Raw genomic sequence first — 22,218 nt, forward strand, 5'->3', positions numbered from 1 at the left:
GTCCAGCTCCCGGGAATATCAGTCCCCAGGTTGTGGTGCACCCGTGGTCGCAGGAAACTTAAAGCAGGTCGCCGCGTCTCGACCTTTCCATCAGGACGGTAACCGGAATTTTACGCGCACGATCGCAATCGATCCCAACGCTACGTCATCGGCGAGCCGTTCAGGCTGGCCCAGATCGTCCCGTAGTGGCAGGCCGTGGCGGCGAGGACGAAGCCGTGCCAGATCGCGTTCTGGAAGGGCAGGGTCCGCCAGATGTGGAACACGACGCCGATCGAATAGAGCGCTCCGCCCATTCCCAAAAGCCACAGGGCGGTCGGCTGAAGCGCCGCGATCACTGATTCGTAGGCGAACAACCCGCTCCAGCCGAGCAACAGGTAGAGCCCGATCGACAGGCGGTCGAACCGGCCCGGCAGAAACAGCTTCACGGCGATCCCGATGAGGGCCACGACCCAGATCATCGCCAGGAGCGCGTAGGCCCGCGGGCCCGACCCGACGAGGGCCACCAGCGGCGTGTAGGTCCCGGCGATCATCAGGTAGATCAGCGCGTGATCGGCGCGGCGCAGGAGCCATTTGCGCGGGCTCACAGGGTAGAGATTGTAGACGGCCGAGACGCCGAGCATCAGGACGAGGGCCGTGGCGTACACGACAACCGCCGCACGTTCGCCGAGCCCGAGATGCGCCGTGACCGCGGTCGCCACCAGGGCAACGGCACCGGCGAGACCGAGCACCACGCCGAGACCGTGGATCACGCCATCCGCCATGATCTCCCGCGGCGTGTAGTGCCAGGTCAGGGAGAGCGGTCGACCATCCTCCGCGAGAGACATCTTGAAGCCTCCTGCAACGCGTGCAGCTTAAAGCTTGAGAAGTCTTAGTCGTTCCATGTGCAGATTGCTGATGGGGAGTTATCCCAAGGTTCCACTGAAAGCGGTAAAAGTCTCGTGCGGCGCAGCAAGGCCGCTGCACCGCACGAGAGCCTAGATGCGGCCGGCGGCGAGCCCCTCGAAGCCCAGCGGCGGCTCGGCGGCTGCGGGCTCGACCAGGCCGGATCCCCGGCTGAGGCGGGCATGGACGGTGGCCATCGTGAGCACCGCCATGGCGAGCACCTGATGCGCGAGCGCCGCCCACAGCGGCACGGCGAGGAGCAGCGTCGCGATCCCAAGCGCCATCTGGGCGAGGACGAGGATGACGACCCCCGTGGCCCGCCCAGCCGCGCTCTTCGGGCCGGTGAACCGGGCGTCGACGGCGTGCAGCACCGCCACGACGAAGACGAGGTAGGCCGTCACCCGGTGGTCGAACTGAACCAAGGCGTGGTTGTCGATGAAATTCTCGATCCACGGCCGGATCGCGAACAGGCTGTCCAGCGGCGGGACGAGATGGCCGTCCATGGTCGGCCACGTGTTGTAGACGAGGCCGGCATGCGAGCCGGCGACGAGGCCACCGAGGAAGATCTGCACCAGGACCAGGATCGGCAGCAGCAGGGCGGTCGCCCGCAGGCGCGCCGGGGCGGGCGCCAGGACGCCGGGGCGCTGGCCCGCGGCCAGCCAGACCAGCCCGGCCAGGATCAGGCTCGCGGTGGTGAGGTGCAGGGCGAGCTTGAGCGGCGCCACGGCCGTCATGCCGGGCTGGAGGCCCGAGGCGACCATGATCCAGCCGATGGCGCCCTGGAGGCCGCCGAGCGCGCCGAGACCGAGCAGGCCGAGGCCGAGCCGCCGGCTGATCCGGCCCTGCCACCAGAACACGATTAGCGGCAGGAAGAACACGAGGCCGATCACCCGGCCGAGCAGGCGATGGCCCCATTCCCAGCCGTACAGCACCTTGAAGGCGGACAATCCCATCCCCTGGTTGAGGATGTTGTATTGCGGCGTGTTCCTGTACTTGGCGAACTCGGCCGCCCAGTCTGCCTCCGTCAGCGGCGGGATCGCGCCCGTGACGGGGCGCCACTCGGTGATCGACAGGCCGGACCCGGTCAGCCGCGTCGCACCGCCGACCGCCACCATGGCGACCACCAGGGCCGCGACCACGTAGAGCCAGGTTCGCACCGCCCCCGACCGCCGGTCGCCCGCGCCGCTCATGTCCATGCACGTCCCTTCCGCGGATGCCGGGATGCCCCCCGCAGTGCCCGGGTTAGGGGATGTCCGGTCGCCCATCAACGGCGCCGGCGCCGCAGCCCGCGTCAGCGGGCGCGTTGCCAACCGGGTTCTAGGACGGTAGCCGTCGCCCGTCCGAGCCCGCGGCGCCGCCCGCGGGACCAGGAGCACTGTTCGAAGGCACGGTCCAGGAACACAGCAATGCGCCGCCGCACCCGGACCCTGATCGGCACCCTCGCCATCCTGGTCTTCGTCTGCCTCTACGGGCCGCTGGCGATGACCCTGGCCGATAGCCGCATCTCGGAGACGCCGGCGGCGGTGCAGGCGGTGATCTACTCGATCCTCGGCATCGCGTGGATCTTCCCACTGATGCCGCTGATCCGGTGGATGGAGCGGCCCGATCGCTGAGGCCGACCCTCGATTTTGCCGCACTCGGGGATCACAAGCCTGCCGTCGCCGCTCGAGACCCCCTCCGTGCACCGCCCGACTCTCTGCCTCAAGCCGCTGGCCGCTCTCGTCGTGCTGCTCGCGCCCCTGCCGGCCCTGGCGCAGGGGACACCGCGCTCCATCGGTGAATGCGAGCGTCTCAAGAACGACCTCGCCTACAACCAGTGTCTCGCGATGTTCGGACCGGCGGCCAAGAACGTCGCCGGGGGCTACGCCTCGGCCGATACGGCGGTCGCCATGGCGGCGACGCCCGCGGCGGCCATGGCCGAGCCGATCCCGCAGGTGGAGGATACGGTCGAGGCCAGCACCAGCCGGCGTCGACGCTACCGGTCCGTGCGCGGCCGTCAATACGCCTCGTTCTCGACCGGCTACCGCCACCGGCGTCGGCGCTAGCGGCCACCGGCCCGCGTCACTGCACTAGCGGCGATCCGGAGCTTCGAGCGCCTCGAGGACCCGCGTACCCGGAACCGAACCGTCGCCGGGCCAGACGTTCCAGTCGGCGACCTGATCGAGAGCCTCGGCGAGGCGGCGCTTGTAGACGTGACGCGGCACTTCCTCGGCACCGAACTGCGACAGGTGGTCGGTGACGAACTGGGTATCGGCGAGCCGGTAGCGCCCGGCGCGCAGGCGGGCCATCAGGTGGACGAGGGCGACCTTCGAGGCGTCGCGGACCTCGTGGAACATGCTCTCGCCGAAGAAGGCCGCCCCCAGCGAGACGCCGTACAGGCCGCCGACGAGCCGGCCGTCCGCGCCCGCGTAGACCTCGACCGTGTGGACGTGGCCGATGTCGAACAGGGCGCCGTAGAGCTCGCGGATCCGCCCGTTGATCCAGGTGCGCTCGCTGTCCCGCCGGGGCGCCGCGCAGCCGTCGATCACCCCGTCGAAATCGGTGTCGCAGCGGACCACGAACTGGTCGGACCGCACCGTCCGGGCGAGGCGCCGGGGAACGCGGAACGTGTCGAGGGGCAGAACGCCGCGCGCCTTGGGTTCGACCCAGTAGAGCGTGGGGTCGTCGGCATCCTCCGCCATCGGGAAGATGCCCGCCGCGTAGGCCTTCAGCAGGATCTCGGGGGTGATGTCCACGCGGGCGGTGTCGTGCATGCCGTGAATGTCGCGCGCGGACGGCGCGAAGACCAGATCCCGCGCGCGCCGCGCTCGCCGCAGCCCCGCCCAGGTCCGGTCAGGCTTTCATGCCGCCGTCTTCCAGGAAATGCTCCAGCCAGTGAATGTCGTAAAGGCCGTTCTGCACGTCCGGGTTGCGGACCAGCGTCCGGAACAGCGGCAGCGTCGTGTCGATCCCGTCGATGACGAACTCGTCCAGGGCGCGCCGCAGGCGCATGAGGCACTCGTTGCGGGTCCGGCCGTGGACGATCAGCTTGCCGATCAGCGAATCGTAGTTCGGCGGGATCCGATAGCCCTGGAACGCGGCCGAATCGACGCGGACGCCGAGGCCGCCGGGGGTGTGGTAGTGGGTGATCTCACCGGGCGACGGCCGGAAGGTCTCCGGGTGCTCGGCGTTGATCCGGCACTCGATGGCGTGGCCCTCGACCTTGATGTCCGCCTGGCTCACCGAGAGCGGGCCGCCCGAGGCGACCTGGATCTGCTCGATGACGAGGTCGATCCCGGTGATCATCTCGGTGACCGGATGCTCGACCTGGATGCGGGTGTTCATCTCGATGAAGTAGAAGCGTCCGTCCTCGTAGAGGAACTCGATGGTTCCGGCGCCGAGGTAGCCGAGCTCCTTCATGGCGTTCGCGCAGATACCGCCGATCTCGGCGCGCATCGACTCGTTAAGGGCCGGCGAGCCGCCTTCCTCCCAGACCTTCTGGTGTCGACGCTGGAGGGAGCAGTCGCGCTCGGCGAGGTGCACGGCGCCGCCGCGGCCGTCGCCGAGCACCTGAACCTCGATGTGCCGGGGCTTCTCTAGGTACTTCTCGAGGTAGACCGCGTCGTCGCCGAAGGCGGCCTTGGCCTCGGACTTGGCCATGCCGATCGCCTGCTCCAGTTCGGCCTCGGAGCGCGCCACCTTCATGCCACGGCCGCCGCCGCCGGCCGCCGCCTTGACGAGCACGGGGTAGCCGATCCCGGCAGCCACGCGCTTGGCCGTGTCGATGTCGTCGACGCCACCCTCGGAGCCCGGCACGCACGGGATGCCGAGCTTCAGTGCCGTGCGCTTGGCCTCGATCTTGTCGCCCATGGTGCGGATGTGCTGCGCCTTGGGTCCGATGAAGCCGATCTGGTGATGGGCCAGAACCTCGGCGAAGCGGGCATTCTCCGACAGGAAGCCGTAGCCGGGATGCACGGCATCGGCCCCGGTGATCTCGCAGGCCGCGATGATCGACGGGATGTTGAGGTAGCTGTCGCGGGCGGCCGGTGGCCCGATGCAGACGCTCTCGTCGGCGAGGCGCACGTGCATCGCGTCCGCGTCGGCGGTGGAGTGGACCGCCACGGTAGCGATCCCGAGCTCCTTCGCCGCCCGCAGGATGCGCAGGGCGATCTCGCCGCGGTTCGCGATCAGGATCTTGTCGAACATCGGACCCGTTAGGGCGTCCTGGCGATCCCGGACCGCGCAGGATGCTCTATCCTCTCGTGTTGCGGCGTCGTCCGGGACTGGGCGGCGGGCGCCCGGCGGACGTCCTAGGTGATGACGAGCAGGGCCTCGCCGAACTCGACCGGCTGACCGTCCTCGACGAAGATGGCGCTGATCGTGCCGGCGCGGGGCGCCACGATCTCGTTGAAGGTCTTCATCGCCTCGATCAGCAGCAGCTTGTCGCCGACCGCGACCGTCGAGCCGACATCCACGAAGGCCTTGGCGTCGGGCGAGGGGCGGAGGTAGGCGGTCCCGACCATCGGCGAGGGCACGGTGCCGGGCTGCGCGCGGGCCGGCTCGGCCGGGGCGAGGGGAGACGACGCGGCGGGCGCGGGCACCGGAGGCGGGGCGACGGCCGCGAGCGGCGCGGGCGCCGCGACCTGCACGCTCACGGGCTCGAGCCGCCGCGCCACGCGGATGCGCAGGTCGCCCTTCTCGACCTCGATCTCGGACAGGCCGGTCTCGGTCACGAGGTTGGCGAGCTCGCGCACGAGCTCGGGATCGATGGCGTCGTTCTTTGGCATCCGGCCTACTTCGTCTCGCGGCACGTCGGTGCGTCCATCCGGGCTCGGCCCTGGACCCCACCGCGGCCCTGCGGCTGGCGGCTCTTAGACGAAGGCGCCCCGGCGCGACAAGGCTGCGCGGACCGCCTTCGGGGTTCCTCGGCCCGATCCGTCAGCTCAGCAGGAGGCGTGGCCGCACTGGCGCACGTCGGCGATGGTCTTGCGCATCGGCTCGACGCCGACGGCGCCCGGGATCACCTCGTCGCCGATGATGAAAGCCGGCGTGCCCGACAGGCCCAGGCGGTCGCCGAGGCCGCGGTTCTCGCTGAGCGCTGCCTTCACCTCGGGGGAGGCCATGTCCTTCTGCAGCTTGGCCGTGTCGACGCCCATGTCCTTGGCGACCTGAATCGCGCGAGCGCCGTTCACCCGGCCCTTGGTCTCCAGAAGCTTCTGATGAAACTCGAACAGCTTGTCGCCCTTCAGCTGCTGGCGCACCGCGACGGCGACCTGGCTGGCCTCCAGCGATTCCGGGCCGAGGACCGGGAAGTCCTTGATGACCACCCGCAGCTTCGGGTCGGATTTGATCAGCGCCTGGATGTCGCCCAGGGCCTTGCGGCAGTAGCCGCAATTGTAATCGAAGAACTCGACCAGCGTGACGTCGCCCGACGGGTTGCCGGCAACGACGTCGTGGGGACCGTTGTGGAGAGCCTCGCGCGATTCCTTGAGGGCGGCGGCCTGGGCCAGGCGCTGCGTCTCGGCCTGCTGCTTCTCGGCCTCGGCGAGGGCCTCCTGGAGCACCTCGGGATGCTTGATCAGGTAGTCCTTGACGATCGCCTCGATGCCGGCGCGCTGCGCGTCGGTGAACGGCGCGGCGGGGGGCGTCGCGGTCTGCGCGAGGGCCGGGACGGCGACGAGGCCGAGCGCCAGGACCAGCGCGGGCAGGGGGCGGATGAAGGGCATAGATCCTCGCTTGCGCGGCGGGGCGGCCCGCGCGTGGCGCGAGCGGTAGGGGCTGGGTTAGGCGTTTTCGCGGCGTCCGGTCAATTCCTGCGGCGAGGGCGGCGTGCGCCGCCGGCTTGAGGCGGGAAGGGGGAGCGTCTAACCCCCGGAGGCTCCAGCGTCGTCCGGCTCAGAGCAGACCCCATGATCCCGATCTCCCGGCGCGCCGCCGCCGTCCAGCCGTTCCTCGCGATGGATGTCATGGCCGCCGCCGCCGCCAAGGCGCGGGCCGGCAGCGACGTGGTGCGGATGGAGGTCGGCCAGCCGTCGGCACCGGCGCCCCGGGCGGTCATCGCGGCCGCGCAGGGGGCGCTCGCGACCGGCCGCGTGCCCTACACCGAGGCCCTGGGCCTGCCGTCCCTGCGCGCCCGCATCGCCCGGGACTACGCGGAGCGGCACGGCGTCGCGGTGAGCCCGGAGCGCGTGGTGATCACCACCGGATCCTCGGCCGGCTTCATCCTCGCCTTCATGAGCCTGTTCGACTCCGGCGCCCGGGTCGCCGTCCCGCAGCCGGGCTATCCCGCCTATCGCAGCATCCTGGCCGCCCTCGACCTCGTGCCGGCGCCGATGGTGCTGCGCGCCGAGGACCGCTTCGCGCCGACCGCCGCCCTGCTGCGCGAGACCCACGCCCGCGCGCCAGTCTCCGGGGCACTGGTGATGAGCCCGGCGAACCCCTCCGGCACAGTCATCACGGAGGGCGCCCTGCAGGATCTCTGCGCGGCGGCGCGCGGCCTCGGCCTGCCGCTGATCTCCGACGAGATCTATCACGGCCTCAGCTACGGCGAGCCCACCGTCACGGCCCTGCGCTTCGACCCCGACGCGGTCGTGATCAACTCGTTCTCGAAGTACCACTGCATGACCGGCTGGCGCGTCGGCTGGATGGTCGTGCCGGAGGCGCTGGTCCGCCCGATCGAGCGGCTGGCCCAGAACCTCTACATCTCCGCGCCGTACCTGTCGCAGGTCGGCGCCCTGGCAGCCTTCGACGCGACGGACGAACTCGACGCCGTTCGCGACGGCTACGCACGCAACCGCGCGATCCTCCTGGACGCGCTGCCGGCCCTCGGCCTCGGCCGCGTCCACCCGGCCGACGGCGCCTTCTACCTCTACGCGGACGTCTCGGACCTCACCAACGACGCTTCGGACTTCTGCCGGCACATGCTCGACGAGGCGCACGTCGCGGCGACGCCGGGCCTCGATTTCGATCCGGACGTGGGCAACCACCACGTCCGCTTCTCCTTCGCGGGCTCGGAGACCGAGTGCCGCGAGGCGGCGCGGCGCCTGAAGGCGTGGCTGCGCTGACAGGTCAGGCCGCCGGCACGAGCGCGCCGACCGCCTCGACCAGCTCCGAGAAGTGCTCGATCACCCGGTCGGGCCCGAGCTCGGTGACCGGGCGGTCGGTGTAGCCGAAGGTGACCGCCACCACCGGGATCCCGGCGGCCTTGGCGGTGTCGATGTCGGTGCGGGAATCGCCCACCATCACCGCGCGGGCCGGATCGCCGTCGGCGCGGGCGATGGTGCCGGTCAGGTGGCGGGGGTCGGGCTTCGACTGCGGAAAGGTGTCCCGACCGCAGATCGCCGCGAAGCGGTGGCCGATGCCGAGGAGGCGCAGCAGCTCGACCGACTGCCCCTCGTACTTGTTGGTGCAGACCGCGAGCCGGAAACCCGCCGCCTCCAGGGCGTCGAGCGCCTCGACAACGCCCGGGAAGAGGTGGGACGTGTCGGCGAGGTGCGCCCCGTAATGGGCAATGAAGGCGTCGAACAGCCGGTCGTGGTCCTCCGGCGAGAGTGGCCGGCCCTCGGCCTCGAAACCCCGCCGGATCAGCGCCCGGGCGCCGGCGCCGATCAGCCCGCGCGCCTGCGAGAGGGGCAGCTCGGCCAATCCCTCGCGCTTCATCAGCACGTTGAGGGTGCCGATAAGGTCTCCCGCGGTCTCAGCGAGCGTCCCGTCCAGGTCGAAAACGGCGATCGGGGGCTTGCGCGTCGATTCGGTAGACATGCCTGGGCGGTTCCGTGCTCGGCGGGATCTCGAACGGCGTCGCTATCGGGGCCGGGCACCCGGGGCAAGCCGACCGGCGCAGCACGGCGGATGCGCGGATCGTCTCACCGGGCGCCCCAGACTCGCCCGAAAGCGCAGCGAAACGCAGCGCGTACCAGCCCCGGGACCCGCGATGAAACTCTTCCTGCCCCTCCTGGCCGCCTGCGCCGCGCTGCAAGCCCTGCCGGCGGCGGCGACCTCCTTCGAGTTCGTGCCCGCCCCGCAGACCGACCTGAACCGGATGTACCGGGTCGACAAGGTGACCGGCGAGGTGACCTCCTGCCAGTACGGCCTCCAGGAATCGGCGGGCGGCATCGGCCAGACGGTCTGCTTCGGATCGGGAGAGGGCGCCGGGCCGCAGACCCCGTCCGAGTACGGGCTGGTGGCGAGCCGGCATACCCGCGAGGCCGGCGTCTTCCGGGTGAACTACCGCACCGGCGAGATGAGCATCTGTTTCGTGCTGGTGAAGAAGGAGCAGGTCGTCTGCACCCAGCAGGGCAAGCCGGGCGCCGAAGGCGCGTCCGACGCACCGCTGACCGGTCCGGCCCCGGGTCGCGCGGGCGCCAGCGCCACCCCGACACAGGGCGGCCGTCCGTGACGCGGCCGTGCGGGCGGGGCGTTCCGGTCGGCCCGGTCCCGTGCTAGGGGCCGCCCGACGCCCACGGAAAGACCGGCTGCCCATGACCCGCGCTCCCTCGCTCCCCCTCGCCGACCGGGCCGTGTCCCGGTGAGCGGGCCGGACCTGCGGCGGGCCGCGGCCGCCCGCGCCCTCGACCTCGTCGAACCGGGCATGCGGCTCGGCCTCGGCACGGGCTCCACGGCGGCGGCCTTCGTGGCGCTCCTCGGCGAGCGCGTCCGCGCCGGCCTCGACATCGTCGGCGTCCCGACCTCCGAGGCCACGCGCGCGCAGGCCGAGGGCCTGGGCATCCGCCTCGCGACCCTGGACGAGCAGCCCGAGCTCGACCTGACCATCGACGGCGCCGACGAGGTCGACGACCGGCTGCGCCTGATCAAGGGCGGCGGCGCGGCACTCCTGCGCGAGAAGATCGTCGCCTGCGCGAGCCATCGCATGGTGGTGATCGCCGACGCGGCCAAGCACGTGGCGCGGCTGGGCGCCTTCCCGCTCCCGATCGAGGTCAATCCCTTCGGCCTCAAGGCCACGCACCGGGCCGTCGAGGCCGCAATCGCCGGGACCGGCTGCTCCGGCGAGGTCCGGCTGCGCGCCCTGACGGATGGCAAGCCCCTGGTCACCGACGGAGGCCATTACATCCTCGACGCGCGCCTCGGAGCGATTCCTGATCCGGAGGCCCTCGGCGCCGCCCTCTGGGCCGTGCCGGGCGTCGTCGAGCACGGTCTGTTCCTCGGCATCGCCGACGCCGCGATCCTGGCGGCGGCGCGGGACGGGCAGGCCGAGGTCACCGTTCTCGGCAGCCTCACCTGAGGCGCCGCCCTCCATCGCCGGCCATCCTCGCAAGAAAGTCCAGCATGTCCCGTCGCCTCACCGCCGTGCCAGGCCTCGCGCTCAGCCTCGCGCTCGGCCTCGCGCTCCCGGCGCTCCCCCACGCGGCGGTCGCGCAGCCGCAGAAGGCCGCGCAGGCCAAGCCGGCGGCGCAGCCGGCCGCCGGCGCCCCCGCGGCCAACAGCCCGGCCGCGGCCACCTACACGCCGGCCCACCTCGCCCTGGCCCGCGAGGTGATGCTCAGCTCCGGCATCGCCCGGTCGTTCGACTCGGTGCTGCCGGCCTTCGCCGACCAGATCCGCAAGCAGGCGGTCACCCGTCCCGAGCTGTCCAAGGACCTCGAGGAGGTCTTGGCCTCGCTGCAGCCGGAGATGGAACTGCAGAAGCAGCGCATGATCGACATCGCGGCGCGCACCTACGCGTCGAAGTTCTCGGAAACCGAGTTGAAGGAGATCGCAACCTTCTTCCGCTCGCCCGCCGGCAAGCACTACGTCGAGGCGCAGCCGCAGCTCCTCGACGAGATGGTGCAGGAGATGCAGGACTGGACGCAGGACGTCTCCGAATACGTCATGGTCCGCGTCCGTGCCGAGATGGGCAAGCGCGGACACCAGATGCAGTGAGGGCAGCCGCTCCCGGGGGCGGATCGCCGTGAGAGGTCGTCCATGAGAGCGGCCGGCCGCATGTACGCGGCGGGCGGCGCGCTCCTCGCGGCCATGCCGCTGGCCATGGTGCTGGCCAACCGGTCGAGCCCGCTGGTGGTCGGGCTGGCGGCGCTCGCCTTCCTGGCCGGACGATGGGCGGAGGACGCGTCCGCCCTGCGCCGCGCGCTGCTGTCCCCGCTGCGGACGCCGCTCGCCGGGGCGGCGCTCGCCTTCCTGACCTGGGCGCTGGTCTCGCTGGCCTGGAGCCCGTTCCCGGCGGCCTCCCTGCGGGTGCTGGGCGAGTTCCTCCCGACGCTGCTTGCCGCCTACCTGCTGGCCTGCCTCGCGCCCGGCCGGATCCCGGCCTTCGCGCCGCGGCTCGGCGCGATCGCGATCGCGCTGGCGGGACTCCTGATCGCCGTGGATCTCGCCTCGGATCTCGCCCTGGAGCGGGCCCTCGGGCGCCGTGTCGCAGCCTTCGTGCACAACCGGCCGGCCCTGACCCTCGACCTCGTGGCCGGCCCGCTGGCCCTCGTCCTCTGGAAGGACCGCGCCCGCGGCCTCGCCGCCGCGACGCTCGCCTTCGCGAGCCTCGGCGTGGTCCGCTCGATCAGCGGCGCCGCCCAGCTCGGCCTTCTGGCGGGCGCCGCGATGGCGACCCTCGCGCTTTCGCTGCCCAGGCGGGTCGGCATAGGCCTCGCCGGACTCGGTCTCGGCCTCGCGCTGATCCTCGCCCCGGTCGAGGGCGACCTCCTCGCCCGCGCCATGCCGGAGGCCGCCCACGAGCGCCTCGTCCAGTCCTCGTCCCGGGCCCGGGTGGCGATCGCGCGCAGCTTCGGGGCCGCGGTGGCGGCCGATCCCTGGCGCGGCGCTGGCGTCGGCACCAGCGCGCGCTTCGCCGAGACGGCCGTCGCGCAGACGGTGCCGCCGGAGATGCGCGTCCTCCTCGGGGTCGGGCACCCGCACAACAGCTTCCTGCAGGTCTGGGCCGAGCTCGGCCTGTCCGGCGCGATCCTCGCGGCGCTGACCGCAATGCTGATGCTCGCCCGGATCGCGCGGCTGCCGCGACCGGACCGCGCGGCGGCGCTCGGCCTCGTGGCCTGCGCGGCTTCGATCGCCTTCGTCGAGCACAACGGCTGGGCCGCGTGGTGGACGGCGGGGCTCGGCGCTGCCATCACCTGGATGCGCGCGGCCCCTCAGGGCGGCGCGATCGTGAGATCCGAGCGGGACGGTCCGGCATGAGCGCGTTCGACGTCGACCTCTTCGTCATCGGCGGCGGGTCCGGGGGTGTCCGCGCGGCGCGGATCGCGGCCGGGTACGGCGCGCGGGTGATGCTGGCCGAGGAGTACCGGGTGGGCGGCACCTGCGTGATCCGCGGCTGCGTCCCGAAGAAGCTGATGGTCTATGCCGGCCGCTTCGCCGACGAGTTCGAGGACGCCGCGGGCTTCGGGTGGACGGTGGAGAAGCCCCGCTTCGACTGGGGCACGCTCAAGGCGCGGCGCGACGCGGAGGTGACCCGGCTCGAAGGCATCTACGACACCAACCTGATCCGCGCCGGCGTCGAGATTGTGCCAGAGCGGGCGGTGATCGAGGATCCCCACACGATCCGCCTCGTCGCGTCCGGCCGCACCATCCGGGCCGAGCGGATCCTGGTGGCGGTCGGCGCGCACCCCGTGAAAGAGCCGGCGGTGCCGGGCATCGACCTGGCGATCACCTCCAACGAGGTGTTCGAGCTGGAGCGCCTGCCGGACCGGATCCTGGTGATCGGCGGCGGCTACATCGCGGTGGAGTTCGCGGGCGTCTTCGCGGCGCTCGGCAGCCGCACGACGCTGCTGCACCGGGGCGACAGGTTGCTGCGCGGGTTCGACGACGAGATCCGCGACGCTCTGGCCGAAGCCTACGCCCAGCGCATGGACCTGCGGCTCGGGCGCACGCTGCGGCGCATCGAGCGCCGGGACGGCGGCCTCTGCGCGCAGCTCGACGACGGCGGCGAGATCCTGGTGGACGAGGTGCTCGTCGCCACGGGGCGGCGGCCGAACGTCGAGGGCCTCGGCCTCGACCGGGTCGGCATAGAGACCGACGCCGCCGGCGCGATCCCGGTCGACGCCTACTCGCAGACCAAGGTGCCGTCGATCTACGCGGTGGGCGACGTGACCAACCGCGCCAACCTGACGCCGGTGGCGATCCGCGAGGGTCACGCCTTCGCCGACACGGTCTACGGCGGCAAGCCGGCCTGCGTCGACCATCGCCTGATCCCGACCGCGGTGTTCTCGACCCCCGAGATCGGCGTCGTCGGCCACAACGAGGCGGCCGCCCGGGCGATCTACGGCAACATCGACGTCTACAAGGCGCGCTTCCGCCCGATGAAGGCGACCCTGTCCGGCCGCGAGGAGCGGATCTTCATGAAGGTGCTGGTCGACTGCGCCAGCGACCGCGTGGTCGGCGTCCACATCTTCGGCCACGATGCCGGGGAGGTGATCCAGGCGGTGGGCATCGCCGTGACCATGGGCGCCACGAAGGCCGATTTCGACCGGACCATCGCGGTCCACCCGACAGCCGCCGAGGAGCTGGTGACCATGCGCGTCCCGGAGGTCACCAAGCACCCGGTCGGCGTCGGCTGAGACCTGCGCCGCGGCCGGGGCTCGACGCGGTGCGCGACCGAGCCATATCAGGGTCATGGGCAAGCAGGGCACCGGCAAGGGACGACGCGAGGACGACGCGCACGCGCGGCGGCAGGCGATCATCGACGGCCTGCTGGAGGATGCCCTGCGGCCGGCCTTCCACCGGCCGCCGAGCCACGAGGCCCTCTCCCCCGACATCCGGCATGCGATCGACCGCCTCCTCGCCAAAGCTGAGGCGCAGCGCAGCCGCAACCTGACCTACGACGACCTGGAGGAGGCGCTGCCGCCCCGGGACGTCTCGGCCGAGGATCTGGAGGCGATCTTCTGGATTCTGGCCGAGCACGGGATCGAGGTCGAGGACGGCGAGGCCTGATCCGAGACCTGAATCCGGGACGCGCCTGCCCCCCGGTTCACGGCACTCGCCAGTGTAGAGGAACCTCTCTATAAGCCGCGCTTCGCGCGTAGGCGCGATCGCACGAAGAGGTGCGCGGAGAGAGACCATGGGCGAGCGTTGGACACCGAAGAGCTGGAGACATCTGCCGATCGAGCAGGTCCCCACCTATCCGGACGCCGCCAGCCTCGGTGCCGTCGAGTCGCAGATCGCGAGCTTTCCGCCGCTGGTCTTTGCCGGTGAGGCCCGCAAGCTGAAGGCCGCGCTCGGGCGCGTCGCCGCGGGCCAGGCCTTCCTGCTCCAGGGCGGCGACTGCGCCGAGAGCTTCGACGAGCACTCTGCCGACAACATCCGCGACTTCTTCCGGGTGTTCCTGCAGATGGCGATGGTGCTGACCTTCGCGGGCGGTTCGCCCGTGGTGAAGGTCGGGCGCATCGCCGGGCAGTTCGCCAAGCCGCGCTCGTCGCCGACCGAGACCCTCGAGGGCGTGAGCCTGCCGAGCTACCGGGGCGACATCATCAACGGCATCGGCTTCACCGAGGAGTCGCGGGTGCCGGATCCGCGCCGCCAGCTCGAGGCGTACCGGCAATCGGCCGCGACGCTGAACCTGCTGCGCGCCTTCGCAACCGGCGGTTACGCGAACCTCGAGAATGCGCATCGCTGGATGCTGGGCTTCGTGAAGGATTCGCCGCAATCCTCGCGTTACCAGGACGTGGCCGGCCGCATGACCGACGCGCTCGACTTCATGCGGGCGATCGGCATCAACCCGGAGACCCATCCGGAGGTGCGGACCACCGACTTCTACACCAGTCACGAGGCCCTGCTGCTCGGCTACGAGGAGGCGCTGACCCGCGTCGATTCGACGACCGGCGACTGGTACGCGACCTCCGGCCACATGCTGTGGATCGGCGACCGGACCCGGCAGCCGGACCACGCCCACGTCGAGTACGCCCGCGGCATCAAGAACCCGATCGGCCTCAAGTGCGGCCCGTCCATGAAGGCGGAGGGCCTGATCCGGCTCATCGACCTGCTCAACCCGGAGAACGAGCCGGGGCGCCTCAGCCTGATCTGCCGCTTCGGCGCCGACAAGGTCGGTGACCACCTGCCGGCGCTGATTCGGGCGGTCGAGCGGGAAGGGCGCTCGGTCGTGTGGATCTGCGATCCGATGCACGGCAACACGATCCCGGCCGGCCGCTACAAGACCCGGCCGTTCGAGCGGGTGATGCAGGAGATCGAGGGCTTCTTCGGCGTCCACCGCGCCGAGGGCACCTTCGCGGGCGGCATCCACCTGGAGATGACCGGCAAGGACGTGACCGAGTGCACAGGCGGCGCCCGGGCACTGACGGCGGACGACCTGCAGGACCGCTACCACACCTACTGCGACCCGCGTCTCAACGCGGAGCAGGCGCTGGAGGTGGCGTTTCGCACGGCCGAGCTGGTCAAGGCCGAGCGCAGCCACATCGAGCGCCCGCGCCTCGACGCGGCCGAGTAGGGCGGATCTCCGACCGGTCATCCGACCGGCCAACGACGCGCGCTGTCCCCTCGCGGGGGCGGCGCGCACCGCCGGACGCCACGATGGTCAGGCGATCGCCCGGAGCGTGCCGTTCCAGCGGCGGATGACCGAGGCGACCTCCGAGACGGGGACGGCGCGGCTGAACAGGTAGCCCTGGACCTCGTCGCAGCCCTCGGCACGCAGTTGCGCGAGTTGCGCCTCCGTCTCGACGCCCTCGGCGGTCGTCGTCATGCCGAGGCTGGCACCGAGACCGATCACCGCCCGAACGATGAAATCGGTCCCGTCCTTCACGCACAGGTCGCGCACGAAGGACTGGTCGATCTTGATCTTGTCGAACGGGAAGGAGCGCAGGTAGCTGAGCGACGAGTAGCCGGTGCCGAAATCGTCCATCGCCACGCGCACGCCCAGCGCGCGCAGGCTATGCAGGATCGCCGTCGTCGCACCGGGATTGGCCACCAGGACCGTCTCGGTGATCTCCAGCTCCAGGCGCCGGCCCGGCAACCCGGTCCGCCGCAGCGCCTCGCGCACGGCGGTGACGAGGCTCGCCGAGGTGAACTGCACGGCCGAGACGTTGACGGCGACCTTGAGCTCGTCCGGCCAGCGGGCGGCCTCCTCGCAGGCGCGGCGCAGCACCCACTCGCCGAGCGGCACGATCAGCCCGAGCTCCTCGGCGATCGGGATGAATTCGGCCGGCGAGACGGAGCCGCGGACCGCGTGGTTCCAGCGCAGCAGCGCCTCGAAGCCGCAGATCCGGTCCGTCTCGAGGCTGTAGATCGGCTGGTAGTAGACCTCGAACGCCTCCCGGGCGAGGGCGTCACGCAGGTCGCGCTCCATGATCCGCCGGGCCATGAGGCGGGCATCCATGGCCGGCTCGAAGAAGCGGAACGCGCCCCGCGCCTCGGCCTTGCCCCGGTCGAGGGCGACCTCGGCGTTCTTCAGGAGCTTGTCCGCGTCGGACCCGTCGCTCGGGGCGAGGGTGATGCCGATGGTGAGCCCGACGCAGATCGTGTGGTGGGTGAGGCTGTAGGGCGCGCCGACGACCTCGATGATGCGCCGGGCGAGGATGGCGGCGTCCTCGGGCCGGTCGACGCCGCGCTGGACCACGATGAACTCGTCGGCTCCGAGGCGCGCGACGCAGTCGATCTCGCGCACGCAGGCGGTGAGCCGATTCGCGACCGCGACGAGCAGCTCGTCGCCGATCCCGTGGCCCAGGGTCTCGTTGACCGGCCGGAAGTCGTCGAGGTCGATGGCGAAGACCGCGAAGCCCTGGTCGCGCCCGGCCTGCGCCACGGCCACGTCGATCTGCTGCCCCACCGCCACCCGGTTAGGCAGGCCGGTCAGCATGTCGTGATGCGCCAGGAAGGCGATGCGGGCCTCGGCCCGGCGGCGCTCCGTGACGTCCTCGTAGGTGGCCACGAAGCCGCCATCGGCGGCCTCTCGCCGGTCGATGGCGACGATTCGGCCGTTGCTCAGCTCCTGGAAATGCGTCTGCCAAACGCCGTTGCTGAAGGCGTCCCGCTGCTGGCGCAGCAGCGCTTCGAGATCGCAGCCGGGATGGTTGCCGGCCGCGAGACTGGCGCTCAGGATCTCGAGGGCCGTCATGCCGGGTACGACCGTGCCGGGCGGCAGGCCGTAGATCTCGCCGTAGCGCCGGTTGACCACCATCAACCGATGCTGCGCGTCGTACAGGCAGAGCCCCTGGGACATGGTGTCGAGGGCCGCATCGAGGCGCAGGTTGGTCCGGGTCAGGAAATGCTCCTGCTCCTTGAGCAGGCTGATATCGCTGCACACCGCGATGAAGCCGCCCTGCCGGGTCGCGGTGCGGCTCACCCGCAGCCAGCGGCCGTCGGCCAACCGGACGTCGCCGTCCCGGGCCAGGGCTCCGAAGCGATCCTCCGGGACATCCGAGCGGTAGTCCTGCGGCTCGTGCGCAACCTTCGTCAGCGACAGACCGGCCTCGATGGCAGCGTCGAGCCCGTCGAAGAAGCGCAGGGCCTGCGCGTTGGCCAGGGTGATCCGGCCGTCGGCATCGACCACGACGACGCCTTCCCGTGCTGTCTGCAGCGCGTCCGTCACCTGCGTCTCGGTGCCCCGGCGCTGGCTGCCCTCGCGGAGCGTGAGAGCCCGGATGGTCGACCGCATCGCCGCGACGGCGTTCAGCAGCCGGCTCAACCGGTCGCGGCCGCCGGTGGGGATCCGATCGTCGCGCTGGCCGCCCGCGATCCGTTCGGCCGCCTCGGCCGCCGCGCCGACCGATCCGCCGATGTGGCGGGTGAGCAGCCAGGCGATCAGCCCGCAGGCGATGATCACGAGGGCCGCCGCGATGGCGTGCCACCGGACGACGCCCCGCACGCGCTGCCGCGCAGCCTGTCGGAAGGTGAAGCCGTCGCCGGCCATGACGTTGATCAGGAGATCGATCTGGCCTTCGATTGCGTCGGCCTGCCGTTCGAGAGACGCCTTCTGATCCGGCCGCACCGTCACGGGATCGAAAGCGCGGCGCAGGCTCTCCCAGGACGCCACGCTGGTCTGGACGGCCTCGGCCGTCCGCGGCGCCCGCTCGGACTGGGCCCGCTCGGCCGCGATGGTGAGATCCTCGGCCAGGATCGCCGAGAGGTCGGTGATGTCCGCATCCCGCTTCGCCACCTCGGCAGCGTCGCCGGTCTGCATCCGCCGGACGAGGGCAGCGCGCATCTTCGCGAAGTCGGCCGCCACCGCGCGGGCGAAGCTGATCGAGGTCAGGGATTCGTCGTAGGTCCGTGTGACGAGCGTGCCGACCTGCGTGATCGCCAAGCCAGCCGAGAGCGCGAGCGCGCCCAGGAGAAGACCGACACAGAGGAAGGCGACGCTGACCGCGGCGCGAATCGACGTGATACGGCCCGTCCGCGTCGCGGCCGCGCGGGTGTGCCCGGCTCGGTCCGCGCACGCCGTCGGTGTCTCGGGATCTCGCATCGCACAGGTCGCTGGGTCACACGTCCGGCCAGCGATAAATGTCAGTTGTTAAGAGGCAATTAGCTGGCTTGTCTCAGATCACGGATCAGCTGCGCGCGACCGTCACGGAGCAATCGGCGGATCGTGCACAGTCGACCGCACGATCGGTGAAATCTTCGGCACCGCGCTTCTGCCGGCGAGCGGATCCCGTCGATTGAACGCAACCTTTCATTACGAGTGGCGCGCATTTGAGCAACGGACCCGACCGGCGCGATGCTCATGTTGCCAGCTCGGCACCGATATACCGACCGGTTTCCAACAGCTCAGAGGCCGTATCCGCACGCCGGCCGCGCTGTCGCGACGCGGTCCGCGGCCGGCGCGCCCGAGTGATTCCCGCGGTCGAGTGATTCCCGCGTTCACCGCTGCGCCGAGCGGAGCGGCCCGGGCGGAGGCGGTGACTTCAGGGGCTCGACCGACTGGCCGTCCCGCAGATCCGGGGCGGGGCTGTAGATGATCCGGCTGTCGGCGGGCAGCCCCGAGTCGAGCTCCAGCGTGCGCCCGAGATCGCGCCGGACGCGGATCGTCCGCCACGTCACCCGGTCGTCGTCGCTGAGGCTGGCGACCCTGAGGTCGTTGCCGTCGAACACCGTTGCCTCGGCGGGGATCGACACCCCGGGCTCCGCTCGGGGAATCTTGAGGGTGACGTAGGCGTACAGCCCGGCCCGCAGCGCCCGGTCAGCGTTGGGGACGTCCACCTGGGTGGTCAGCGTGCGCGACGCCGCGTTCAGCGCGACGGAGCTGCGCTCCACGTAGCCTTCGAAGCGCCGCCCCGGCATCTGCGGCACGGTGATCTCGGCCCGCACCCCGGGTTTGACGCCGACGGCATCCTTCTGCGGCACGTTGACGGTGATGCGCAGCAGGCTGTCCTGATCCATGGTCAGCAGCGGCGTGCCCCCGTTGTCGGCACGGACGAGGTCGCCGACATCGACGTTGCGCACGGTCACGACCCCGGCGAACGGCGCCACGACACGCTCGAAGGCGGTGAGCGCTTTCAGGCGGTCGACCACGGCCTCCTGCGCCTTGATGTTGGCGGTGGCGACCTTCACGCCCGCCTCGGCGGCGGCGAGCGCGGCGGCCTGGCTCAACACGCCCGCCTTGGTGTTGTCGGCGTTCTGCCGCGAGGCCCAGCCCTGCACGGCCAGGGTGCTGGTGCGGTTGTTGGTGAGGTTGGCGAGGTTCACGTTCGCGCGGGCCTGCTCGACCTGCGCCTGCGCCTGGAGCAGCTGCGCCTTCAGCTGGCCGACCTGCGCCTCGGCCTGCGCGAGCTGCTGGTCGAGATCCGGTGCGGCGATGCGCAGAAGGAGGTCGCCCGCCTTGACCCGGGATCCGATATCGACCCGGCGCTCCGCGATGTAGCCGGTGGCGCGCGCGGCGATCGCCGCCGTGGTGAAGGCCTGGATCTCGCCGGGAAGCACGAGATCGAGGGGGCCATCGGCCCGCTCGGCGGCCACGGTGCGCACCTGCGGCACGAGGGTCTTGATCCGCTCCAGCGTCGCGGTCGCCTCCACGTCGCGCTGCCAGTGACCGTAGGCACCCCAGGCGAGCAGGCCGAGTCCGGCGAGGCCGACCAGCAGGAACGGGGCCTTGCCGGGCGGCGGAGGGACGTCCGAGCCCGCGTCGTGCGCCTTCATCGATCGGCTCTCCGCCCCGGACATCCGGCCGGGTCACGGTGAGGGTAGCGGCCGGCGGCCCGGCCCGCCAGCGTGTGCATTGGCCGCATCGGCGCGCCGGCCTAACGCGCCGGCCCGGCCACCAGCAGGCGCCGGCTGAGGCGCTTGTGCAGGTGGACCATCAGGGCGATGCCGAAGAGGGGCGTCAGCAGGTTGAGAACCGGGACGATCATCAGGCCGGCCAGCAGGCAACCGGCGCCGAGCGTCCGGACCGAGAAGGCGCGGCGCATCTCGGCGGCCTCGGGAAGGGGGCGGAACCGGGCCGCCGCCATCTCGAAGTACTCGCGGGACAGCAGGTAGGCGTTGGCGGCGAAGAAGGCCGCGATCCCGATGACAGGGACGAAGAAGATCACCAGGGCCGCGAGGTTCACCAGCAGCGTCACACCGGCGAAGCGCAGGGCGTAGAGCATGGCGGTCCCGAACGGCATGGCGCGTCCGGGCGGCTCGTTCGGGAAATCGGTGCGCTCGACGATCTCGGCCGCGTCGTCGAGGAAGAAGCCCGCCACCAGGATCGAGACCGCCGGCATCAGGTAGGCGAGGGCCACGACCAGACCGAAACCCGCGAGGTAGTAGGCGAGGCTGTCGAGGATCGGGTACTGGGCGGAAATGTGGTGGCTCGCCTGGAAGGCCTGGATCAGCCGGGTCAGGCCGAGCCAGATCAGGAGCAGGAGCCCGACCGTCAGGCCGAGGGACTTCCACAGGATCGCACGCAGCGGCGGCGAGAAAGTCTGGCGCAAAGCCGCCGCGGCGGACTCGACGAGCATCGGGCGAGAATTCCGGCCTGCGCCGGAAGCGGCGCTGGCGCGTTGTGGAGCGGTGCGGCGACCGGTGCAAGATCGGGCTCCGTCGCAGGGGCGGCAGGGTGCGGGGAGCACGCGTGCAGGACACGACAGGACAGGTCTCGGCGCCGCGGGCGCCCGATCACCGGTGGAGCGACCCGGTCGTCCGGCCCACCTACAGGCCGCGCCTCGCGCCGCTGCCGGAGAAGCCCGAGGTGCTGGTGATCGGCGCGGGCGCCGCCGGCATCGGCGCGGCCCGCACCCTCGCGGCCCGGGGCGTGTCCGTCGCGGTGCTGGAGGCGCGGGAGCGCGTCGGCGGCCGCGCCCTGACGGTGACCCTGCGCGGCCACGCCCTCGATCTCGGTGCCCACTGGCTCCATGCCGGGCCGATCAATCCCCTCGTGGCGCTCGGCCGGGCGCGCGGCGAGCGGCTCCGCCGGGCCGCGCAGGAGAGCCATGTCTGGGTCGGGGGCCGGCCGGGCCGCACCGACGACGTCCGGGCCAACGCGCGCGCCTTCGACCGCGCGGACCGCGCCATGACCCGTGGCGCCGCGCAGCCCGGCCCCGACCGGCCGGCCGCCAGCGCGCTGCCGCCCGGGCTCGGTGCCTGGGGCGACCGGGTCGCGCAGGTCCACGGCCTCGTCTCGGGCCGGCCGCTGGAGGCGGTCTCGCTCCACGACTTCCCCAGCATGGAGTACGGCGACAACTACTTCCTGGCCGACGGCTACGGCAGCTACGTCGCCCGACTGGCGGACGGCCTGCCGGTGGCGCTCGCGTCGCCGGTGACCCGGATCGACTGGTCGGATGGCCGCGTCCGCGCGACCGGCGCGGACGGGACCGTCTACGCCGCCCGCGCGGTGATCGTGACGGTTCCGATGATGGTGCTCCGGGACGGGCCGGCCTTCACGCCGCCGCTGCCGAACGCGGTGCGCGCCGCCATCGACGGCTTCACCACCGGCATCTACGAGCACGCGGTGCTGCACTGGCCGTCGAGCCCGTTCCGCGGCCGCGACCGGCTCGCCGCGATCCACGGCGGGCGGCGCGCCCCGCCGGGCCTCCTCACCCGCATCGACGACACGCCGTTCCACTACTACGAGCTCGACCTGCACGAGGCGGCGGCGATCGACGCGGCAGGATCCGGTGCGGACGGCGTGCGCCGCCATGTCCGCGCGGTCCTGGGCGAGCATTTCGGCCGGGCGCGGCTGCGCGACCTGACGATCCCCGCGGTGAGCGCGTGGCGCCACGACCGGTGGTCGCGCGGCTCGTGGGCCGTGGTCCCGCCGGGCCACGCGCCGGCGCGACAGGCCCTCCGCGCCGCCGTCGCCGACACCGTCTGGTTCGCCGGCGAGGCGCTGTCCCGGGAGCAGTGGGGCACGGTCGGGGGCGCCTACGCGGAAGGCGTCCGGGCCGCCGAGGCCGTGTCCGCCGTCGTACAGACGGGCGCCGGCGAGCGTATCCGGGCGGGCACAGGCTGAAGCGCGCGCGGCGCGGAACC

The 22,218-nt window shown here is 71.7% G+C and carries 21 protein-coding genes; 11 read left to right on the forward strand and 10 right to left on the reverse strand.

Annotation, left to right across the window (positions count from 1 at the left end):
• Positions 1 to 140: 140 nt before the first annotated feature.
• Both trhA and ACQKQD_RS15795 read right to left on the reverse strand, forming a co-directional pair.
• Positions 141 to 824: a PAQR family membrane homeostasis protein TrhA gene (trhA, locus tag ACQKQD_RS15790; protein ID WP_020092095.1), complete on the reverse strand. Its 684-nt coding sequence runs from the start codon at positions 822 to 824 to the stop codon at positions 141 to 143.
• A 150-nt stretch (positions 825 to 974) separates the two neighbouring features.
• A complete protein-coding gene (locus ACQKQD_RS15795; RefSeq protein ID WP_427508822.1) occupies positions 975 to 2,078 on the reverse strand; it encodes a COX15/CtaA family protein in 1,104 nt (367 codons plus the stop codon).
• Positions 2,079 to 2,288: 210 nt separating this feature from the next.
• Here ACQKQD_RS15795 and ACQKQD_RS15800 point away from each other — a divergent pair, with 210 nt between their 5' ends.
• Both ACQKQD_RS15800 and ACQKQD_RS15805 read left to right on the forward strand, forming a co-directional pair.
• Positions 2,289 to 2,495 carry a DUF2842 domain-containing protein gene (locus tag ACQKQD_RS15800; protein ID WP_012319661.1) on the forward strand — a complete coding sequence of 69 codons (207 nt, stop codon included), beginning with the start codon at positions 2,289 to 2,291 and terminating at the stop codon, positions 2,493 to 2,495.
• A gap of 66 nt (positions 2,496 to 2,561) precedes the next feature.
• On the forward strand, positions 2,562 to 2,927 hold the full coding sequence (locus ACQKQD_RS15805; RefSeq protein WP_427508823.1) for a hypothetical protein: 366 nt from the start codon (positions 2,562 to 2,564) through the stop codon (positions 2,925 to 2,927).
• Positions 2,928 to 2,951: 24 nt separating this feature from the next.
• On the opposite strand, the gene aat is transcribed toward ACQKQD_RS15805, so the two are convergent.
• The 4 genes from aat to ACQKQD_RS15825 form a co-directional block, all read right to left on the reverse strand.
• Complete coding sequence (gene aat / locus ACQKQD_RS15810; RefSeq protein WP_020092098.1) at positions 2,952 to 3,635, reverse strand: leucyl/phenylalanyl-tRNA--protein transferase; 684 nt, start codon at positions 3,633 to 3,635, stop codon at positions 2,952 to 2,954.
• A gap of 79 nt (positions 3,636 to 3,714) precedes the next feature.
• Positions 3,715 to 5,067 carry an acetyl-CoA carboxylase biotin carboxylase subunit gene (accC, locus tag ACQKQD_RS15815; RefSeq protein WP_091676759.1) on the reverse strand — a complete coding sequence of 451 codons (1,353 nt, stop codon included), beginning with the start codon at positions 5,065 to 5,067 and terminating at the stop codon, positions 3,715 to 3,717.
• Positions 5,068 to 5,171: 104 nt separating this feature from the next.
• On the reverse strand, positions 5,172 to 5,648 hold the full coding sequence (gene accB, locus ACQKQD_RS15820) for an acetyl-CoA carboxylase biotin carboxyl carrier protein (RefSeq protein WP_427508824.1): 477 nt from the start codon (positions 5,646 to 5,648) through the stop codon (positions 5,172 to 5,174).
• A 156-nt stretch (positions 5,649 to 5,804) separates the two neighbouring features.
• Positions 5,805 to 6,587: a DsbA family protein gene (locus ACQKQD_RS15825; RefSeq protein ID WP_020092101.1), complete on the reverse strand. Its 783-nt coding sequence runs from the start codon at positions 6,585 to 6,587 to the stop codon at positions 5,805 to 5,807.
• A gap of 183 nt (positions 6,588 to 6,770) precedes the next feature.
• Between ACQKQD_RS15825 and ACQKQD_RS15830 the strand changes: the two genes are divergently transcribed.
• Complete coding sequence (locus ACQKQD_RS15830; protein WP_427508825.1) at positions 6,771 to 7,925, forward strand: pyridoxal phosphate-dependent aminotransferase; 1,155 nt, start codon at positions 6,771 to 6,773, stop codon at positions 7,923 to 7,925.
• Positions 7,926 to 7,929: 4 nt separating this feature from the next.
• Here the strand turns inward: ACQKQD_RS15830 and gph are convergent, their stop codons facing one another.
• A complete protein-coding gene (gene gph / locus ACQKQD_RS15835) occupies positions 7,930 to 8,622 on the reverse strand; it encodes a phosphoglycolate phosphatase (RefSeq protein WP_427508826.1) in 693 nt (230 codons plus the stop codon).
• Positions 8,623 to 8,794: 172 nt separating this feature from the next.
• On the opposite strand from gph, the gene ACQKQD_RS15840 reads away from it, so the two are divergent.
• The 7 genes from ACQKQD_RS15840 to ACQKQD_RS15870 all read left to right on the forward strand — a co-directional run bounded on the left by ACQKQD_RS15840 (position 8,795) and on the right by ACQKQD_RS15870 (position 15,265).
• The gene (locus ACQKQD_RS15840) at positions 8,795 to 9,259 is read left to right on the forward strand and encodes a hypothetical protein (RefSeq protein WP_020092104.1); all 465 of its coding nucleotides are present in this window, start codon (positions 8,795 to 8,797) and stop codon (positions 9,257 to 9,259) included.
• A gap of 129 nt (positions 9,260 to 9,388) precedes the next feature.
• Entirely contained in the window at positions 9,389 to 10,102 is a 714-nt protein-coding gene (gene rpiA, locus ACQKQD_RS15845) for a ribose-5-phosphate isomerase RpiA (protein ID WP_020092105.1), read from the forward strand.
• Between the two features lie 44 nt (positions 10,103 to 10,146).
• Complete coding sequence (locus ACQKQD_RS15850) at positions 10,147 to 10,740, forward strand: DUF2059 domain-containing protein (protein WP_020092106.1); 594 nt, start codon at positions 10,147 to 10,149, stop codon at positions 10,738 to 10,740.
• Between the two features lie 42 nt (positions 10,741 to 10,782).
• Complete coding sequence (locus ACQKQD_RS15855) at positions 10,783 to 12,003, forward strand: O-antigen ligase family protein (protein ID WP_427508827.1); 1,221 nt, start codon at positions 10,783 to 10,785, stop codon at positions 12,001 to 12,003.
• On the forward strand, positions 12,000 to 13,382 hold the full coding sequence (gene gor, locus ACQKQD_RS15860) for a glutathione-disulfide reductase (RefSeq protein WP_427508828.1): 1,383 nt from the start codon (positions 12,000 to 12,002) through the stop codon (positions 13,380 to 13,382). The genes ACQKQD_RS15855 and gor overlap by 4 nt, the downstream gene beginning before the upstream one ends.
• A gap of 55 nt (positions 13,383 to 13,437) precedes the next feature.
• A complete protein-coding gene (locus ACQKQD_RS15865) occupies positions 13,438 to 13,755 on the forward strand; it encodes an RNA polymerase sigma factor region1.1 domain-containing protein (RefSeq protein ID WP_020092109.1) in 318 nt (105 codons plus the stop codon).
• A gap of 127 nt (positions 13,756 to 13,882) precedes the next feature.
• On the forward strand, positions 13,883 to 15,265 hold the full coding sequence (locus tag ACQKQD_RS15870) for a class II 3-deoxy-7-phosphoheptulonate synthase (RefSeq protein WP_020092110.1): 1,383 nt from the start codon (positions 13,883 to 13,885) through the stop codon (positions 15,263 to 15,265).
• A gap of 87 nt (positions 15,266 to 15,352) precedes the next feature.
• Here ACQKQD_RS15870 and ACQKQD_RS15875 read toward each other — a convergent pair whose 3' ends face one another.
• The 3 genes from ACQKQD_RS15875 to ACQKQD_RS15885 form a co-directional block, all read right to left on the reverse strand.
• Positions 15,353 to 18,235 carry an EAL domain-containing protein gene (locus tag ACQKQD_RS15875; protein ID WP_427508829.1) on the reverse strand — a complete coding sequence of 961 codons (2,883 nt, stop codon included), beginning with the start codon at positions 18,233 to 18,235 and terminating at the stop codon, positions 15,353 to 15,355.
• A gap of 395 nt (positions 18,236 to 18,630) precedes the next feature.
• Entirely contained in the window at positions 18,631 to 19,905 is a 1,275-nt protein-coding gene (locus tag ACQKQD_RS15880; RefSeq protein WP_427508830.1) for an efflux RND transporter periplasmic adaptor subunit, read from the reverse strand.
• Positions 19,906 to 20,006: 101 nt separating this feature from the next.
• A complete protein-coding gene (locus ACQKQD_RS15885; RefSeq protein WP_091676735.1) occupies positions 20,007 to 20,708 on the reverse strand; it encodes a sulfate transporter family protein in 702 nt (233 codons plus the stop codon).
• Positions 20,709 to 20,938: 230 nt separating this feature from the next.
• On the opposite strand from ACQKQD_RS15885, the gene ACQKQD_RS15890 reads away from it, so the two are divergent.
• Complete coding sequence (locus ACQKQD_RS15890; protein WP_427508889.1) at positions 20,939 to 22,198, forward strand: flavin monoamine oxidase family protein; 1,260 nt, start codon at positions 20,939 to 20,941, stop codon at positions 22,196 to 22,198.
• Positions 22,199 to 22,218: the final 20 nt, after the last annotated feature.

The sequence above is a fragment of the Methylobacterium sp. NPDC080182 genome, from assembly GCF_050281105.1.
GTDB lineage: Bacteria > Pseudomonadota > Alphaproteobacteria > Rhizobiales > Beijerinckiaceae > Methylobacterium.

Excerpts from the sequence above, each read along its gene's own strand:
- trhA (WP_020092095.1), bottom strand. The coding sequence starts at position 824 with ATGTCTCTCGCGGAGGATGGTCGACCGCTCTCCCTGACCTGGCACTAC.
- ACQKQD_RS15795 (WP_427508822.1), bottom strand. The coding sequence starts at position 2,078 with ATGGACATGAGCGGCGCGGGCGACCGGCGGTCGGGGGCGGTGCGAACC.
- ACQKQD_RS15800 (WP_012319661.1), top strand. The coding sequence starts at position 2,289 with ATGCGCCGCCGCACCCGGACCCTGATCGGCACCCTCGCCATCCTGGTC.
- aat (WP_020092098.1), bottom strand. The coding sequence starts at position 3,635 with ATGCACGACACCGCCCGCGTGGACATCACCCCCGAGATCCTGCTGAAG.
- accC (WP_091676759.1), bottom strand. The coding sequence starts at position 5,067 with ATGTTCGACAAGATCCTGATCGCGAACCGCGGCGAGATCGCCCTGCGC.
- accB (WP_427508824.1), bottom strand. The coding sequence starts at position 5,648 with ATGCCAAAGAACGACGCCATCGATCCCGAGCTCGTGCGCGAGCTCGCC.
- ACQKQD_RS15825 (WP_020092101.1), bottom strand. The coding sequence starts at position 6,587 with ATGCCCTTCATCCGCCCCCTGCCCGCGCTGGTCCTGGCGCTCGGCCTC.
- ACQKQD_RS15830 (WP_427508825.1), top strand. The coding sequence starts at position 6,771 with ATGATCCCGATCTCCCGGCGCGCCGCCGCCGTCCAGCCGTTCCTCGCG.
- gph (WP_427508826.1), bottom strand. The coding sequence starts at position 8,622 with ATGTCTACCGAATCGACGCGCAAGCCCCCGATCGCCGTTTTCGACCTG.
- ACQKQD_RS15840 (WP_020092104.1), top strand. The coding sequence starts at position 8,795 with ATGAAACTCTTCCTGCCCCTCCTGGCCGCCTGCGCCGCGCTGCAAGCC.
- ACQKQD_RS15850 (WP_020092106.1), top strand. The coding sequence starts at position 10,147 with ATGTCCCGTCGCCTCACCGCCGTGCCAGGCCTCGCGCTCAGCCTCGCG.
- ACQKQD_RS15855 (WP_427508827.1), top strand. The coding sequence starts at position 10,783 with ATGAGAGCGGCCGGCCGCATGTACGCGGCGGGCGGCGCGCTCCTCGCG.
- gor (WP_427508828.1), top strand. The coding sequence starts at position 12,000 with ATGAGCGCGTTCGACGTCGACCTCTTCGTCATCGGCGGCGGGTCCGGG.
- ACQKQD_RS15865 (WP_020092109.1), top strand. The coding sequence starts at position 13,438 with ATGGGCAAGCAGGGCACCGGCAAGGGACGACGCGAGGACGACGCGCAC.
- ACQKQD_RS15870 (WP_020092110.1), top strand. The coding sequence starts at position 13,883 with ATGGGCGAGCGTTGGACACCGAAGAGCTGGAGACATCTGCCGATCGAG.
- ACQKQD_RS15875 (WP_427508829.1), bottom strand. The coding sequence starts at position 18,235 with ATGCGAGATCCCGAGACACCGACGGCGTGCGCGGACCGAGCCGGGCAC.
- ACQKQD_RS15880 (WP_427508830.1), bottom strand. The coding sequence starts at position 19,905 with ATGAAGGCGCACGACGCGGGCTCGGACGTCCCTCCGCCGCCCGGCAAG.
- ACQKQD_RS15885 (WP_091676735.1), bottom strand. The coding sequence starts at position 20,708 with ATGCTCGTCGAGTCCGCCGCGGCGGCTTTGCGCCAGACTTTCTCGCCG.